The organism is Reyranella sp., from assembly GCF_052439685.1.
Classification (GTDB): domain Bacteria; phylum Pseudomonadota; class Alphaproteobacteria; order Reyranellales; family Reyranellaceae; genus Reyranella.
The window spans coordinates 14,287-30,174 of the sequence record NZ_JBQVQG010000028.1 but is presented as its reverse complement, the minus strand read 5'-3'; the positions used below and the strand labels follow the sequence as shown (position 1 = coordinate 30,174).

Genomic DNA, 15,888 nt, shown 5'->3' with positions numbered 1-15,888 from the left:
CTGCGGGCCAAACCAAGGCGGAATTGGCCATTTCTTGCGATTAATAACGCTCGGACCTGCCCTTGAGTTGCGTCCGTGCGGTGCTCCGCCAGGCCGAGGGCGCGGTGCCGAAACGGTCGCGGAACCAGCGGGAGAAGGCGCTGAGCGAGGAGAAGCCCGCCATGTCGGCCAGCGCGCTGAGAGGCCGGTCGGTGTTCGACAAGGCGCGGGTGACGATCCCGGTGCGTACGCTCTCCAGGATCTCGGTGAAGGTCAGCCCCTCCTCTGCCAGCCGCCGGTGCAGCAGGCGGCGATTCAGGTTCAACTGCCCGGCCACCAGGTCGTCGGTACAGCGGCCGGTCGCAAGCTGCAGCGAGATCAGCTCGCGCGTCTTGTCGGAGAGCCGCGTGTTGGGCCGCGCCAGCAGCGCCTCGAGATGCTGCCGCGCATAGCGCGCGAGCGCGGGATCGGCGGCCGGGATGCGGCGGTCGAGGTCGCGGCTCTCGCAGACGATGCCGTTGAAGTCGCGCCCGAACTCGACCCGGCCGCCGAACAGCCGGCGATGCGTGTCGCGGCGGGCGGGTGCCTCGTGGATGAAGGAAAGGGACGGCCGCCACTGCGGACCGATCAGTGACTGCAGCACGCGATGCAGGACGCCGACCGCCAGCTCCGTGCCCTGGCGCAGCGGCACCGGCCGCGGCACACGGATCTCGACGATCGCCAGCGCGAGGCCCTCGCTCTCCTCCAGCCGCAGGTCGAGCGATTCGTTGTGCAGCGGGATGTAGCGCATCAGCGACAGCAGCGCGTCGCGCACCGTCGGCTCCTCGCGCACCAGCAGGCCGATCGGCCCCAGGATCGACAGCGACCGTGTCTCGGCGAGGCGCAGGCCGAAATCCTCGGCACCCGCCGCCCGCGCGGCGTTCTCCAGCAGCCGGCGCAGGCCGCCGGCCGGCACCTTCACGTCGGGATCGTCGAGACAGCGCCGGTCGATGCCGGCCTCCTTCAGCAGGCGCAGCGGGTCGAGCCCGAGCGACCGGGCGAGTTCCGGATAGGAGGTGAGGCAGGCGCTGCGGATGAAGTCGGTCACGGCCCGGTCGCGGCAGGGGCAGGAAGCACCCCGCCCGAACTGTCAAATCCATGTCCCCGAATGTCAAATGCCCGGACCGGCGCGCGCCTATCCTTGGGAAAATTCCTAGAGGAAACATGGACTATCAATCGATCGGCGTCCGCAAGCTCACCCCCACGATCGGCGCCGAGATTTCCGGCGTCGATCTCTCGCGGCCGCTGGGCAACCAGCAGTTCGACGAGGTCCATCAGGCGCTGATGGACAATCTCGTGATCTTCTTCCGCGACCAGGAGATGAACATCGAGAGCCACAAGGCGTTCGGCCGGCGCTTCGGCCGCCTGCACGTCCATCCCAATGCGCCGATCGGCGTGCCCGAGCATCGCGAGATCCTGGTGATCAAGGCCGACGAGACTTCGAAGCGCGTGGCCGGCGAGGAATGGCACAGCGACGTGTCCTGCGATGCCGAGCCGCCGATGGGCTCGATCCTCCATCTCACGGAGGTTCCGCCCGATGGCGGCGGCGACACGCTGTTCGCCAACATGTACCGGGCCTACGAGACCCTGTCGGAGCCGATACGGAAGATGCTGACCGGCCTCACCGCCCTCCATGACAGCGCCAAGGCACACAGCTTCCGCAACAAGGCCAACGACCGCGCCGACATGGCATTTCCCGCCAGCGAGCATCCGATCGTGCGCACCCATCCCGAGACCGGCCGCCAGGCACTCTATGTCAGCCGCGGCTTCACGGTCCGCATCCCGCAGATGAAGAAGCCTGAGAGCGACGCGGTGCTGGAGATGCTCTATCGCCACATCGAGACGCCTGAGTTGCACTGCCGCTTCGCGTGGCGGGCCAACTCGGTGGCGTTCTGGGACAATCGCTGCACCCAGCACCACGCGTTGTTCGACTACTTCCCGAACCGCCGCTACGGTCACCGGGTCACGATCTGCGGCGACAAGCCGTTCCACCGGGCCTGACCATGAAGCGCCGCCTGTTCCTCACCGGCGCCGCCGCGATGGTTCCCGCGACCGCCGTCCATGCCGACGCCTATCCGTCGAAGACCATCCGCGTGGTTCTGCCGGGGCCGCCCGGTGGCCTGCTCGACGTCGCCGCGCGCTCGCTGTCCGAGGCCATGCAGCGCGAGCTCGGCCAGACCTGGCTGATCGACCCGCGGCCCGGCGCCAACGGCATCCTGGCGGCGCAACTGGTGCTGGGGGCGCCGGCCGACGGCTACACGCTCTATCTCACCGTGTCGGGCCATGTCGTGCTGAACCTGCTGATGCGGGCGCCGTTCGACGCGATGGCCGACTTCAAGCCGATCGCCATGGTGGGCGTGAGCAGCGCGCTGATCTGCGTGCCGCCGGCCTCGCCCGCGAACACGATCGCGGAGTTCGTCGCGCTGGCGCGGGCCAATCCGGGCAAGCTCAATTATCTCAACCCGGGCAACGGTACCTCGGCCCACCTGATTCCCGAGCAGTTCCGAATGAAGTACGGCATCGACATCACCTCGATCTCCTACAAGGGCCTGCCGCCCGGCGTTCAGGACCTGCTGGGCGGCCGCCTCGACCTCGCGATCGTGAGCAGCACGCTGGCGGCGCCGCACGTCAAGGCGGGACGGCTCAAGGCGATCGGGGTGGTGGGCCTGAAGCGCGACCCCGATCTGCCAGACGTCGCGACCATGGAGGAACAGGGCGAGGCCGAGCTGCAGGTCCAGTCGTCGATCCCGATCCTCGGACAGAAGGGCCTGCCCGACGCGATCGTCGACCGGCTGAACAAGGCGGTGAACAAGGCCCTCGCCGATCCCGAGGTCCGCACCCGCCTCGCCCATGCCAGCATCGATCCGATGCCGATGAGTCCGCGCGAACTCGACGAGGCGATGCGCCGCGAGCATGTCCGCCTCGGCAAGCTCATCCGCCAACTCGGCATCACCGCCGACGGTGTCTAGGCCTGTGCGCTCCGCCACGCCGCCGGCGAGACGCCCGTTCTCGCGCTGAAGGCGCGCGAGAAGGCGGCGACGTCGGAATAGCAGGTGGTGACGGCGATGTCGGCGATCGTGAGATCGGTATCGCGCATCAGCTGCTGCGCGACCTGGACGCGGACTTCTGCGATGAGATCGCGGATCGAGGTGCCGCGTTCGGCGAGGCGGCGGTTGAGCGTGCGCCGGCTGAGGCCCAGGGCGGAGGCGACGGCATCGACGCCGACGATGCCCTGCGCCATCCCGCGGACGATCTCCCGCCGGGCGAGGATCGCGATGTCGAGCTCCTCCCCAGCCGCCGGCGGTGGCGGCGGCGCGGCCAGTCCCGGCGGCGTCGGCGCGGGCCGCCGCGGCAGCCAGGACGGGTCGAAGTGCACGGCGCTCTGCGGCGCGCCGAAGGTGAGCGGCGCGCGGAAGAATTCGTCGTAAGGCCGGCGGTCGGCCGGCGCGCGATGGGCGAGGGTCACGCGCAGCGGCGTCCATTTCGGCCCACCCAGGAAGCGCAGGATGTTGGTCAGCACCGCCAGCGAGAAGTCCTCGAGATGGTCGGTCCCGCGCAGGTGATAGGCGTAGGGCGTGATGCTGAAGCAGGCGCCGTCGGGGCCGGTCGAGAGGGCCGGCACCAGCGCCTCGCCGTTCAGGTGCAGGTTCATCGTCAGGCCGCGCAGTGCGCGCTCGACCGTCAGCGCACCCCCCAGCAGGCGGGCGAGCGGTGCGCCCAGCGCGGCAGGCTCCACCGGCTGGGCGAGCAGCAGCCCGAGATGCGGACAGGTCGCGGCCTCGGCGCAGCGCGCCACGAGATCGAGCAGGCGGTCAACCGGCCAGCGATTGTCGGGGTCGCCGAAACAGTCGGGCGGCAGGCCCGCCTCGGCCACCAGCGGCGCCAACGCCACGCCGAAGCGCGCCAGCAGCGCTTCCAGGCCGAAGATCGGCCCGACACGCATGCTGCGGCCTGCAGCGTTGCTGCGGTGGGCGGGTGTGCCTGGTTCTTGGGAGGTCGCGAGACTCGTCACCGTAGCGGGATGGTTGCACTTTTGGCGCAAACTGTCATGGCGTCCCGAAAGGCGCTTTGGCACACCGCCGGGGAAGATTCGATCCCTCTGAACGGCCGGAGAAGCCTCGTGAATCGGAAGTTGGCGGCTGCTGCGCTCGTCGTCGGGGGTGTCCTCGCCTGTCCGGTCGTTGCGACGGCGGAGCCGGCGACCACTCCCGACGCCTGGCGCTTCCAGGTCGCCAGCTATGGCTGGCTGATGAGCGTGGGCGGCAGCACGACCTCGCACGGCCAGACGGTCGACACCAATGCAAGCTTCATCGACCTGCTGCAGAAGAGCGATTCGCTGATCGGCTTCATGGGCTATCTCGAGGCCGACAAGGGACCGCTCGGCGTCTATGCCGATCTCGTCTTCACCAAGATGGGCTTCACCACCAGCCAGGCCGCCTATCGCAACCCGGTCGCCGGCCTGAAGCTCAGCGCGACGGCCAACGCGGCACTCACGATGCAGATGTTCGTGATGGAGCTAGGCGGCGTCTATGAACTCAAGCGTTGGGGAGGCACCGGCACCGGCAGCGGCGCGACGACGCTCGAGGCGGTGGGCGGCTTCCGCTACTGGAACGTCAACCTGGTGGGCACCTTCGACGCGCTGCTCACCGCCGACACCACCCGCTTCAACCTGAGTCGCAGCGGCGGCATCGCACTGGCCGACAGCGGCACCACGGCCTGGGTGGATCCGCTGGTCGGCCTGCGGCTGCGCCACCAGCTCGCGCCTCACCAGACGATCACGGTGCGCGGCGACATCGGCGGCTTCAATTTACAGAACTCGCTGAGCTGGCAGGCGATCGCCGTCTACGCCTACGACTGGCAGATGAGCGGCTACCAGATCGCGGCCCTCGCGGGCTTCCGTGCGCTCGGCATCAACTACAACAGCGGCAGCGGCGCCACCGCCTTCGGCCTCAACGAGGTCTTCTACGGCCCCGTGCTGGGCGTGAGTTTCCGGTTCTGAAAGAGAGAGGTTCGATCATGGCCATCAATCGTCGCAACGCCACTTTGGGCGGTCTCGCCGGCACGCTCTCCGCCCTCGGCGGTCTCCTTCCCTCCACCAGTGCGCAGGCCCAGGAAGGCGTGCCGATCCTCGGCGGGCTGGAGGAGTTCTGGCTGGCGACCGACGCCTATGTCTACGGCTATCCGCTGGTCACCATGGAGATGACGCGGCGGATCATGACCAACGTCGCGGCCCCCGCTGGCACGCGCGCGCCGATGGGCCAGTTCGCGCGCATCCGCGAATATCCCACCGCCGCCTTCCGCGATGTCACGGCCCCCAACGCCGACACGCTCTACACGATCGCCTGGGCCGATGTCGGCAAGGAACCGTGGGTGCTCAGCCTGCCCGACATGAAGGGCCGCTATTACCTGTTCCCGATGCTCGACGGCTGGACCAGCGTCTTCCAGGTGCCGGGTTCGCGCACCACCGGCACGGGCGCGCAGACCTATGCCATCACCGGCCCCGGCTGGAAGGGCACGCTCCCGGCCGGCGTCAAGGAATACAAGTCGCCGACCAGCCTGGTGTGGATGCTGGGCCGCATCTACTGCACCGGCACGCCGGAGGACTATGCCGCCGTCCATGCGCTCCAGGACCAGTGCAAGCTGGTGCCGCTCAGCGCCTGGGGCAAGGACTACACGCCGCCCGCTGCCACGGTCGATCCCAAGGTCGACATGAAGACGGCGGTGCGCGAGCAGGTGAACGCGCTCGACGCCGTCTCCTACTTCACCCTGCTGGCCGAGCTGATGAAGACCAACCCGCCGACGCCGGCCGATGCCGCCGCCGTCGCGCGCTTCGCCCGCATCGGCCTGGTGCCCGGCCAGGACTTCGACAAGAGCAAGCTCGACGCCGACTTCGTGGCGCGCATCCCGCACATCGCCTTCGACCGCATCATGCTGCAGCTCAAGCTCGGCAAGTCGGTGAAGAACGTGAACGGCTGGCTCTACGACACGGTCACCGGCCTCTACGGGACGGACTATCTCAACCGCGCGCTGGTCACGGCGATCGGGCTGGGCGCCAACCGGCCGCAGGACGCGATCTATCCGATGTCGATGAAGGACGCCAACGGCAGCGACTATGACGGCAAGAACAAATACGTGATGCGCTTCGCCAAGGGCCAGCTGCCGCCGGTCAAGGGCTTCTGGTCGCTCACCATGTACGATGCCGACTTCTTCTTCGTCGCCAACCCGATCAACCGCTACTCGATCAGCGCACGGCAGAAGCTGAAGGCCAACGCCGACGGCTCGACCGATCTCTACATCCAGAACGAATCGCCCGGCGCCGATAAGGAATCGAACTGGCTGCCCGCACCCAAGGGCAAGTTCCAGCTGATGCTGCGCCTCTACTGGCCCACCGAGACGCCGCCCTCGATCATCAACGGCACCTGGTCCCCGCCGCCGGCGAAGAAGGTGGGGTAAGCAGGATCGTCACCGCAGCGCGCCGTCCTAAGCGCGCTCCACGGCCGCAGTGGCCGCGCGCTGGGCGAAGACGCGCGTCACCTCGGCGAGGTTATCGGTACCCCAAGTGCAGAGCGGCACCAGGGCCTGGGCGAGGCTCTCGCCCAGCGGGGTCAGGGCATAGTCGACCCGCGGCGGCACCTCCCGGTAGTCGGTGCGGCGCACGAGGCCGTCGGCGGTCAGCTCCTTGAGTTGCTGGATCAGCATCTTGTCGCTGACGTCGCGCATGGCGCGGCGCAGCTCGCCGTAGCGGGTCGGGCCGCCCTGCGCCAGGAAGTAGAGGATCAGCGGTTTCCACTTGCCGGCGATCACCCGCAGCGTGGCATCGAGGCCGCAGGTGAAGCCCGGCAAGGTCGGGGTGCAGGTCGGGACCTGCGGAGAGGCGTCTGACATTTTGAGGCACTTACCAAAAGGTGCATACTTGTCCTTAGGTGGGTACGCCTCCAGCTCTGTGCAACCTCAAAAGCAGGAGCACAGGATGAGCAGACTCAAAGGCAAGACGGCCGTGATCACCGGCGACGGCACCGGCATCGGGCTGGGCGCCGCGCAGCGCTTCGTCGATGAAGGCGCCTTCGTCTATCTCTTCGGACGACGGCAGGAACAGCTCGATGCCGCCGTGGCAAAGCTCGGCGCTTCGGCGCGCGCGGTGCGCGGCTCGGTGACCGAGATGGCCGACCTCGACCGGCTGTACGAGACGGTGAAGACGGAGCGCGGCGGGCTCGACATCCTGTTCGCCAATGCCGGCACCGGCGCCTTCGCGCCGCTGGGCGCGATCACGCCGGAGCAGTACGACCAGATCTTCGACGTCAACGTGAAGGGGCTGATCTTCTCGGTGCAGAAGGGCTTGCCGCTGATGAAGGCCGGCGGGTCGATCATCCTCACCGGATCGACCACCGGCGAGATGGGCACGGCGCAGTTCAGCATCTACAGCGCCACCAAGGCCGCGGTGCGCAATCTGGCGCGCAGCTGGGCGCTCGACCTGAAGGGCACCGGCATCCGGGTCAACGTCCTGTCGCCGGGCCCTACTCGAACCGACTTGGCGCTCGAGGTCGTGGGCAAGGAAGCCTTCGAAGCGATCGGTGCCGCAACGCCGCTCGGCCGCATCGGCGAGCCGTCGGAGACCGGCGCGGTGGCGGCGTTCCTCGCCTCCGCCGATTCAAGCTTCATGACCGGCGGCGAGGTCTTCGTCGACGGCGGTCTGGCGCAGATCTAGGGCGCGCCGCAGGCGCGCCCTCGGAGGCGATCGAACGCCCGCTTCAGCGCGAGCGCTGCAGCGGGGTCGGTGTCAGCGGACTGGGCGTCAGCGGTGCAGGTGCCGGTTCGGCCGAGCTGGGCGGCCGGCCGCCGCGCGGCGAGTCGCTGACGGCGGGCGCACCGGTGGTCGGGTCGCCAAGCGGGGTCGCCTTGATCATCGTGTCGGTTTCGGTCGCCGCGGCCGGCGTGACCGCGGGCCCGAGGGGAATCGGGGCACCCGGCGCGGCCGTCGGCAAACCGGGCGCCGCCGGGGTGTCCGGCAGGGCGGGCGCGGGTCGGCCCCCCTGCTGGGCGACGGCCTTGGCGGCGGAGGAGGTGTAGAGCCACTCGTCGGCACCGCGGGTCGTGCCTTCCTTGAAGACGGCGATGGCGCGCTTCTTGTCGCCGGCCTTCCAGAAGGCTTCCGACACATCGCGATAGACCATGCCGGTGGCGCTGGGCTTGTTGTCCTTCGGGACCCGCTGCAGCGCGCCCTTGGCGCGGTCGAAGCTGCGCTCGCCGGCGGCCAGATTGCCGCTCAGGATCTGGTACTCGGCCAGGCTGCTATAGGCGAGCGCCAGGGTGCCGCAATTGTAGTTGGTGGTGGAGGAGCACTGGTCAGTGGCCGAGTATTTCTCGACCTCCTTCTGCGCGAGGGCGGTCGCGGCCTTGAGGTCGCCGCCTTCCGACGCCCGCAGCGCCTGCTCCTGGTAGGAGGTGCTGTCGCTGGCACAGGCCGAAAGCAGTGCACCGGCCGCGCCGGCGACGACGAGCTTCAGGACCTGTGTCCCGCGATCCCCCAACAGCCCGGCCATCTCGAGATTCCCGTCCTCTCCCGAAGGCCGTCGATCGGCCCTCCCCCGCCCCGTCTTATGGCGGGCGACCGCCCCGAACGAAAGGGGGGATTTGCCGGCCAGACGACGCCCGGCCCTCTTGGTCTCCGCGCCGCCAAGCGGTTAGATTGCATTTGCATGCGGCAATACTGGTGGGTCAATCACAAGCAGACGTTCAATCAGGAGATTGAGCACCAGTACCTGTGGTCGCCCAAGACCTCGGCAAACGGCGCGCGTAACCGCTTCTACGACAACATGCGCGCGGCCAGTCCCGGCGATCTGGTCCTCTCCTACGCCAACCAGCTCATCCGCTATGTCGGGCGGGTCGCGGATTTCGCGTTCACAGCGCCCAAGCCGTCGGAATTTGGTGCGACGGGCTCATACTGGAACAACGAAGGGTGGCTGCTGCCGGTTTTTTGGACCCGCCTCGATCCGCCCGTGCGCCCGAAGAATCTGCTGGCGCTGATCGGGCCCCTGCTGCCTGAAAAGTATTCACCCATCCGCGCGTCCTCCGGCGACGGCAATCAGGGCGTCTACCTCGCGGCCATTCCGCGGGAAATCCACGACATCGTCGTCGCGAGCGCTCACGTGGACGAAGTTCAGCTGCGCACCGGTGGTGCCAACCGACTGACGTTCCGCAACGTCAAGGACGAGCTCGATGACCGTGTCGAAGCGAGCATTCGCACCGACCTCACGCTAAGCGACACGGTGCGGACGGCCACAATTCAGGCTCGCCGGGGCCAGGGCACGTTCCGGTCGAATGTCGAAAAAGTTGAGAGGTCGTGCCGGCTCACGGGCATCACCAACCCCGCGCTGCTGATCGCCAGCCACATCAGGCCCTGGCGATCATGCGAGACGCCAACCCAACGACTCGACGGCGCGAACGGGCTCCTGCTCACGCCAGACGCCGATCTACTCTTCGACCGAGGCTTCATCTCCTTCGAGGACAGCGGCGAGGTGCGGGTTTCCCCCCGCTTCGACCAGGGCGACCTTCGCCGCCTCGGGCTCGGCGAACATGCATGGAAGCAGCTCGGCTTCTCCGAAGCCCCAATGCCTTGGCTGGCGCAAGGCTTCTCCGACAGCCAGCGAGCCTATCTCAACTATCATCGCGCGCAGGTCTACGTTACCTGACGCCAATAGTGCTGAACCACGATCTGAAGCTCTAGTGAGCGAGCCCGAACACCCGGCAGGCATTGGTCTCGTAGATCTTCCGCCGCTCCTCCTCCGTGACGCTGGCGCCGTCCATGAAGCGCACGGCTTCGGCGTCGTCCTCGTAGGGGAAATCGGCGGCGAAGAGAATGCGGTCGACGCCCAGCACGTCGAGCGAGAGGCGCAGCGCCGGCATCGAGGTCACGCCCGAGGTGGTGATCACGAAATTGTCGAGGAAGTATTCGCTCGGCAGTCGCGGCAGCTTCTCGCAGGCGCCGATCTTCACCTCCAGCAGATAGCGGTTGTCGATGCGCTGCAGCCAGAAGGGAATGGCCTCGCCCATGTGGCCGAGCACGATCCTGAGCTTCGGATGGCGCGCGAAGGTGCCCGACATGAGGAGGCGCATCGCATGCAGGCCGGTCTCGGCGGCGAAGCCCCAGCCGGCGAACCACAGCGCATAGTCGAGATAGGGCGCGACCCACGAGGCGGCGGGCTCGCGCGGATGGAGATAGATCGGCATGTCGTGCGCCTCGGCCGCCGCGAGCATCGGCCGGAACTTCGGCGCATCGAGATACTCCCCTTTGGTGTGGGAGTTCACGATCAGGCCGTTGAGCTTCAACGTATTGGCAGCGCGCTCGATCTCCTTCGTCGCCGCCGCCGGATCTTGCGGTGCGATGGCGGCCAGGCCGGCGAAGCGCGTCGGATGGGCGCGCACAGCTGCCGCCAGCGCGTCGTTGGACTCGGCCGCGAGCCGCGTCGCCAGGGCCGCATCGAACACCTGCACGCCCGGCGAGGTGAGCGAGAGGACCTGCATGTCGAGACCGATCGCATCCATATGCGCGAGGCGCGCCGCGCCGATGTCGAGCAGCCGGTCGTCCAGCGGCTTGTTGGCCGGCGTCTGGGCGAGGATCGACTCCCCCATCTTCGCGAAGCCGGGCTCGGCGTCGGGGCCCGCCAGCACCTTTTGCCATTCCGCCATGATCTCCGGCGTCACGAAGGCTTCTTCGACCGCGATACGCCGAAAGGACATGTTCACGCTCCCTGCTCCATGATGCCGAGCCTACGTCAACGTGCATGAAACGCCGAGTGCATTTCGTGTGCACTCCGTCGCCGTGTCCGCGTAGCATGAGGCACGTTCACACAGGAGCAAACGGATGGCGATCCCCGAAGACGACTCGTCCCTCCCGTCCCGCCGCTCGGCCATGGCCTCCGGTGCCGCCCTGCTAGGCACGACCCTGCTGGCCGGCGGAATCTCGCAGGCACAGGCACCCGCCCCCGCGCCGGCCGGTCCTCCGACGGCCACGATGCTGGCCGGCTACAACATCCTGTTCGTGCTGGTCGACCAGGAGCATTTCTTCCCGACCTGGCCGTTCCCCGTCCCGGGGCGCGAGGCGATCAAGAAGAAGGCCGTCACCTTCCTCAATCATCAGGCGGCCTCCTGCGTCTGCTCCTCGGCGCGTTCGGTCGTCTATACCGGCCAGCACATCCAGCACACCGGGATCGCCGACAATCTCAACTACATCTGGCAGCGCGACCTCTCGACCAGGATCAAGACGATCGGCCATCGGCTCAACGAGCTGGGCTACCACGCCGCCTATCAGGGCAAGTGGCATCTCTCGGCGACGATGGACCTCAACGACAAGCCAGTCGACGCGCCGCTGCTCGACTATCGCAAGACCATGCAGTCCTACGGATTCCAGGACTTCTTCGGCGTCGGTGACCTGATCGACGGCACGCTCGGTGGCTACAAGTACGACGACGGCACACTGGCGACCGCGGTCACGTGGCTGCGCACCGAGGCGCAGACGCTGCGCACGAAGGGCCAGCCCTGGTACCTCGCGGTCAATCTCGTGAACCCACACGACACGATGTACTTCGACTCCGATACCGGGACCGAGAACATCCAAGGCAAGCGGCATGCGCTCCCCATCGCCCGCGCGCCGGACGACGAGCTCTATCGCGCGACTTGGGACGGCGTGCCCCTGCCCGCGAGCCGCCACCAGGCGCTCGATGCGCCGGGCCGGCCGAAGGCGCACCTCTACTACCAGCAATCGATCGACCTTCTGGTAGGTGTCTGGCCCGACGAGGACAGGCGCTGGCGCGACCTGCGCAACTATTACTTCAACGCTATTCGCGACTGCGACCAGAAGGTGGAGCGCCTGATGGCCGCGCTCGAGCACAACGGCATGGCGCAGAATACGATCGTCGTCTTCACGGCCGACCATGGTGAGTTGGGCGGCAGCCACCAGATGCGCGGCAAGGGCACCAACACCTACCGCCAGCAGAACCACCTGCCGCTGATGATCGTCCATCCGGGCTTTCCCGGCGGCAAGGAATGCCAGGCGATCACCTCGCAGCTCGACCTCACGCCAACCCTCCTCGCCCTCACCGGCAAGGATGCCGCCGCGGTCGCGCGGGCCAGCGAGGGTCTGCGCGGCAGGGATTTCTCCGCCCTGCTGCGCAACCCGGCGACCGCGGGTCCCAAGTCCGTGCGGCCGGCCTCGCTGTTCAACTTCGACATGCTGTCCTATTCGGACCCGAAGTGGGCCGCGATGACGATCGACATGCGCGCGTTCCGGACCAAGCCGCCGGAGCAGCAGGAGACGATGCTGGCCGCGCAACCGCCGGATTTCCGCAACCGCACCGCCATCCGCAGCATCTTCGACGGCCGCTATCGCTTCTCGCGCTATTTCTCGCCGGTGGCCTTCAACGCGCCTAAGACGATGGAGGAACTGCTCGCGAAGAACGACCTCGAAGTCTACGACCTCGAGGCCGATCCGGACGAGATGACGAACCTCTCGCTCGACATGAAGAAGAACGGCGATCTCATCCTGGCGCTCAATCAGGTGACCAACGAACGCATCGCCGAGGAGGTCGGCGTCGACGACGGCTCGTTCCTGCCGATCCGCAACGGGAAGTGGAAGTTTCCGCCGTTGGACGAGCGCTAGCCCAGGACCCAGGCGAACACGCTTGACTATTCGTTTGCTACCTTGCGATATCCGCAAGGTAGCAAACGGATGGAAGGGCCCCGGCATGCGGGACGAACGAGACGCCGAACATCTGACCGTCGGCGCATGGACAAAGCGATGCTATTTTGCGGGACGGGCCCTCATGGACGCGACCCTCCGTCCATACGATGTGGGTTCGACGCAGTGGTACGTCCTCTGGCACCTGGCAAACGCCGGTCCGGCGGTGCAGCGCGATCTCGGACATGCGCTTGAGCTCGAACGGGCAACTTTGAGCGGGATCATCGCCACGCTCGTTCGCAAAGGGCTGGTCCAGCAGACCTCGAACGAAGAAGACCAGCGCCAGCGTCTTCTGAGCCTGACACGTTCAGGCAAGGCCCTGTGGCGCCAACTCCCGGACCTCTCGTTCATTCACCAGGCTGCTTTCGACGGCATCGACGAGACCGATCTGGCCACGACGATCCGCGTCCTTCGATTGGCGACCGAGCGGCTACAGACCCTCTCGGGAAAAGTATGAGCCCATGACGATCCTGATGACGGGAGCGACAGGCCTCGTTGGCGAGCGCCTTGTTCCGCGGCTGGTGGAAGCAGGCTTTGCTTGCCGGCTACTGCTGCGGACAGGGAAGCCCTCCCCCCGGGAGCAACGGCCGTGACGGGCGATATTCTCGACCGTTCGACGCTCTCGGAGGCTGTTCGGGGTGTTTCGGCGGTCGTGCATCTGGCCGCCGTCTTTCGCAGCCCGGATATCGATTTGATCTGGAGGAGCAACCTGGAGGGCACCCGCAATTTGATCGCCGCCGTGCAAGCCGACGCGCCGGGCGCTCGCTTCATCATGGCGAGCACGTCGAATGTCTACGACAAGAACTCGACCCAGCCCGCCCGGGAGACCGATCGTGTCGAGCCGCAACATGCCTATCCCGCCAGCAAGGTCGCAGCCGAGAAACTGCTGCGCGAGAGTGGCTTGAACTGGTCGATCTCACGGTTCCCGTTCGTTTATGGCGACGGCGACGGTCACCTGGAGATGCTGCCAAAGCACCTGGTCGCCGCCGGCTTCCATCCCGCCCATCGGATGAGCACGATACACCATCGCGATATTGCAACGGCGATAAAGCTCGCGCTGGCAGGCGCCTTCGATGGTCGGATCGTCAACATATCCGATGAAGCGCCGACCACGGTCTATGAATTGGTGGGACTCGTGGGCCAGAGGATGGAACCGTCGGCCGAGGACATGCGAAATCCCTGGTCCCTCCATGTCGATGGATCGCTCGCGCGGCGCCTTGGCTTCTGGCCGATCGTGAGGACGGTTCATCAGGCCGCGCAAGAAGGCATACTGTAAGGACACGAATGCATGTCCTGTACGACCGAGCGAGTCCTACGAGGGCGATGGGGGTCGAAGGTCCCTGCGGACGAGAGAGCCAGACGTCGCTCCCGGATAGTGCCGAAGGCAATGTCCTGACGCTCTCTCGCAAGGTCGCGCTCGGCGCTGGCTACGTTCTTTCGAAGGTGCCGGTCAGCGCGGCCTTGGCCAGCGTGTTGAAATGCAGCTGGAAGCCGACGATCGCGGCCGACGTGTCGGCAGTCACCGGCAGGGCCTCTTCCTTCACCGCGAACACCGTGAAGACGTAGCGGTGCGGGCCGTGGCCCGGCGGCGGGCACGGACCGCCATAGCCCGGGGCGCCGAAGTCGGTGCGCGTCTGCAGCGCGCCCTTTGGGAGAAGGCCGGCCTTCGGGTTGCCGGCGTCGAGCGCCAGCTCGGTCGTGCCGGCGGGGATGTTGACCACCACCCAGTGCCAGAATCCCGAGCCGGTCGGTGCGTCGGGATCGTAGCAGCGCACGGCGAAGCTCTTGGTGCCCTCGGGCGCGCCGGACCAGCGCAGGTGCGGCGACTTGTTGCCGCCGCCGCAGCCGAAGCCGTACTCGGCCGAGAGGATGTGCTCCATCCCGAGGGTGGCGCCTTCCTTGAAGCTGTCGCTGGTTACCGTGAAGGACATGGTTGGTTCCTCGCTGTTCAAGAGACCTGTTGCACCGGCATACGTCGCTCCCGGAGCTTGCCGTGGGCAAGCTCCTACGCTCCCCCGGCCGCGCCTTGCGCGGCCGACTACTCGGCCTTGATCCCGATCTCCTTCATCACCTGGAGCATGATCCGGGTGTCTCGCTGGAAGACCTTGTTGGTCGCTTCGAAATCGAGGGGACCGACGATCAGGTAATTGGCCATCAGCGCCTTCACCTTCTCGTCGGTGCCGGCTTCGAACAGCGTGTCGGAGAGCTTCTTTACGACGTCCTTGGGCGTCGCCGCCGGGACGGCGAAGACAGCGAAGGCGCGCGTCTCGTAGAAGCCGCCGACGGCGCCCTGCTCCACCATCGTCTCGACACCGGGAAAGGCCGGCAGACGGTCGCCCATCATGGCGATGGCCCTGCCCTTGCCGGAACCGATCACCGAGGCCGCACCGGCCGGACTGCCCGCCGCGCCGTCGAGCGCCTGGGCCGCCACGTCGGCGAACATCGCGGCCTCGCCGCGATACTGCACGACCTCGACCTTGAACCCGTATTGGCGCGCCATCGTCTCGATCAGCATCTGCGGCGTCGAACCCGGCCCGTAGGCGCCGAAGTTCAACTTGTCGACCTTCTTGGCGTATTCGAGGAACTGCTTGAGGTTGGTCGCGCCGGTCTTCTCGGCCGCCACGACGGGGCCGCCGAGGCTGGTCGTCATGGCGAGATAGGTGAAGTCCTTCTCCGGATCATACGGCAGGTCCTTCACCGTGACCCGGTTCTGGATCAGCGACGAGGAAATGGTGCAGAGGATGGTGTAGCCGTCGGGCGGCGCGCGCTTGACCTCGGCCACGCCGATCGTGCCACCGGCGCCGCCCTTGTTCTCGACCACCACGGAGGTGCCGAGCTTGCGGCCGAGATACTCGCCATAGACGCGCGCGATGCCGTCGGTCTGTCCGCCCGCCGGATAGGGTACGACGATCCGGATCGGCTTGTTCGGGAACGCGCCCTGCGCCCGCGACGAACTGGTGAAAAGAGCCGGCGCCGCGAGAGCGCTTGCGCCCGTAACGATGAGCCCACGACGAGTCGGTGTACGCATTACAATTCCTCCCTGATCTCCAGGGCTTTGCCGCCCCTTGACCTTGCGACCGGCACACTATTCAGGACGAGTGAAGCCAGCAAGCAGAGGACGCGCCGTCACGACTTTC

General features: G+C 67.1%; 16 protein-coding genes. 9 read left to right on the top strand and 7 right to left on the bottom strand.

The window, feature by feature from the left end:
• Nucleotides 1-40: 40 nt before the first annotated feature.
• Nucleotides 41-1,066 carry an AraC family transcriptional regulator ligand-binding domain-containing protein gene (locus ACT6UX_RS25015; RefSeq protein WP_444777869.1) on the bottom strand — a complete coding sequence of 342 codons (1,026 nt, stop codon included), beginning with the start codon at nt 1,064-1,066 and terminating at the stop codon, nt 41-43.
• Between the two features lie 116 nt (nt 1,067-1,182).
• Between ACT6UX_RS25015 and ACT6UX_RS25010 the strand changes: the two genes are divergently transcribed.
• Together ACT6UX_RS25010 and ACT6UX_RS25005 are read left to right on the top strand one after the other, a co-directional pair.
• A complete protein-coding gene (locus ACT6UX_RS25010; RefSeq protein WP_444777868.1) occupies nt 1,183-2,019 on the top strand; it encodes a TauD/TfdA dioxygenase family protein in 837 nt (278 codons plus the stop codon).
• Nucleotides 2,020-2,021: 2 nt separating this feature from the next.
• Nucleotides 2,022-2,987, top strand: a complete 966-nt coding sequence (locus tag ACT6UX_RS25005; protein ID WP_444777867.1) for a Bug family tripartite tricarboxylate transporter substrate binding protein — start codon at nt 2,022-2,024, stop codon at nt 2,985-2,987.
• Here the strand turns inward: ACT6UX_RS25005 and ACT6UX_RS25000 are convergent.
• Nucleotides 2,984-3,961 (bottom strand): AraC family transcriptional regulator, encoded by a 978-nt coding sequence (locus ACT6UX_RS25000; protein ID WP_444777866.1) that lies wholly within the window; start codon nt 3,959-3,961, stop codon nt 2,984-2,986. The two genes, ACT6UX_RS25005 and ACT6UX_RS25000, sit on opposite strands and share 4 nt — an antisense overlap.
• A gap of 177 nt (nt 3,962-4,138) precedes the next feature.
• Between ACT6UX_RS25000 and ACT6UX_RS24995 the strand changes: the two genes are divergently transcribed.
• Together ACT6UX_RS24995 and ACT6UX_RS24990 are read left to right on the top strand one after the other, a co-directional pair.
• Nucleotides 4,139-5,017 carry a hypothetical protein gene (locus ACT6UX_RS24995; RefSeq protein ID WP_444777865.1) on the top strand — a complete coding sequence of 293 codons (879 nt, stop codon included), beginning with the start codon at nt 4,139-4,141 and terminating at the stop codon, nt 5,015-5,017.
• Nucleotides 5,018-5,034: 17 nt separating this feature from the next.
• Nucleotides 5,035-6,471, top strand: a complete 1,437-nt coding sequence (locus ACT6UX_RS24990; RefSeq protein WP_444777864.1) for a DUF1254 domain-containing protein — start codon at nt 5,035-5,037, stop codon at nt 6,469-6,471.
• A gap of 27 nt (nt 6,472-6,498) precedes the next feature.
• Here ACT6UX_RS24990 and ACT6UX_RS24985 read toward each other — a convergent pair whose 3' ends face one another.
• Nucleotides 6,499-6,903 carry a winged helix-turn-helix transcriptional regulator gene (locus ACT6UX_RS24985; RefSeq protein WP_444777863.1) on the bottom strand — a complete coding sequence of 135 codons (405 nt, stop codon included), beginning with the start codon at nt 6,901-6,903 and terminating at the stop codon, nt 6,499-6,501.
• An 85-nt stretch (nt 6,904-6,988) separates the two neighbouring features.
• On the opposite strand from ACT6UX_RS24985, the gene ACT6UX_RS24980 reads away from it, so the two are divergent.
• Nucleotides 6,989-7,723, top strand: a complete 735-nt coding sequence (locus ACT6UX_RS24980) for an SDR family NAD(P)-dependent oxidoreductase (protein ID WP_444777862.1) — start codon at nt 6,989-6,991, stop codon at nt 7,721-7,723.
• Between the two features lie 43 nt (nt 7,724-7,766).
• Here the strand turns inward: ACT6UX_RS24980 and ACT6UX_RS24975 are convergent, their stop codons facing one another.
• The gene (locus ACT6UX_RS24975; RefSeq protein ID WP_444777861.1) at nt 7,767-8,558 is read right to left on the bottom strand and encodes a hypothetical protein; all 792 of its coding nucleotides are present in this window, start codon (nt 8,556-8,558) and stop codon (nt 7,767-7,769) included.
• A 156-nt stretch (nt 8,559-8,714) separates the two neighbouring features.
• Between ACT6UX_RS24975 and ACT6UX_RS24970 the strand changes: the two genes are divergently transcribed.
• Nucleotides 8,715-9,707, top strand: coding sequence for an HNH endonuclease (locus tag ACT6UX_RS24970; protein ID WP_444777860.1), 993 nt, complete (start codon nt 8,715-8,717; stop codon nt 9,705-9,707).
• Between the two features lie 31 nt (nt 9,708-9,738).
• Here the strand turns inward: ACT6UX_RS24970 and ACT6UX_RS24965 are convergent, their stop codons facing one another.
• Nucleotides 9,739-10,755: an amidohydrolase family protein gene (locus tag ACT6UX_RS24965; RefSeq protein WP_444777859.1), complete on the bottom strand. Its 1,017-nt coding sequence runs from the start codon at nt 10,753-10,755 to the stop codon at nt 9,739-9,741.
• 124 nt (nt 10,756-10,879) lie between these two features.
• Between ACT6UX_RS24965 and ACT6UX_RS24960 the strand changes: the two genes are divergently transcribed.
• The 3 genes from ACT6UX_RS24960 (at nt 10,880) to ACT6UX_RS24950 (ending at nt 14,027) form a co-directional block, all read left to right on the top strand.
• Nucleotides 10,880-12,673: a sulfatase-like hydrolase/transferase gene (locus tag ACT6UX_RS24960; protein ID WP_444777858.1), complete on the top strand. Its 1,794-nt coding sequence runs from the start codon at nt 10,880-10,882 to the stop codon at nt 12,671-12,673.
• Nucleotides 12,674-12,758: 85 nt separating this feature from the next.
• On the top strand, nt 12,759-13,208 hold the full coding sequence (locus ACT6UX_RS24955) for a MarR family winged helix-turn-helix transcriptional regulator (RefSeq protein WP_444777857.1): 450 nt from the start codon (nt 12,759-12,761) through the stop codon (nt 13,206-13,208).
• 132 nt (nt 13,209-13,340) lie between these two features.
• Complete coding sequence (locus tag ACT6UX_RS24950; protein ID WP_444777856.1) at nt 13,341-14,027, top strand: NAD-dependent epimerase/dehydratase family protein; 687 nt, start codon at nt 13,341-13,343, stop codon at nt 14,025-14,027.
• A 151-nt stretch (nt 14,028-14,178) separates the two neighbouring features.
• Here ACT6UX_RS24950 and ACT6UX_RS24945 read toward each other — a convergent pair whose 3' ends face one another.
• A complete protein-coding gene (locus tag ACT6UX_RS24945; RefSeq protein ID WP_444777855.1) occupies nt 14,179-14,682 on the bottom strand; it encodes a YbhB/YbcL family Raf kinase inhibitor-like protein in 504 nt (167 codons plus the stop codon).
• A gap of 107 nt (nt 14,683-14,789) precedes the next feature.
• Nucleotides 14,790-15,779: a Bug family tripartite tricarboxylate transporter substrate binding protein gene (locus tag ACT6UX_RS24940; protein ID WP_444777854.1), complete on the bottom strand. Its 990-nt coding sequence runs from the start codon at nt 15,777-15,779 to the stop codon at nt 14,790-14,792.
• Nucleotides 15,780-15,888: the final 109 nt, after the last annotated feature.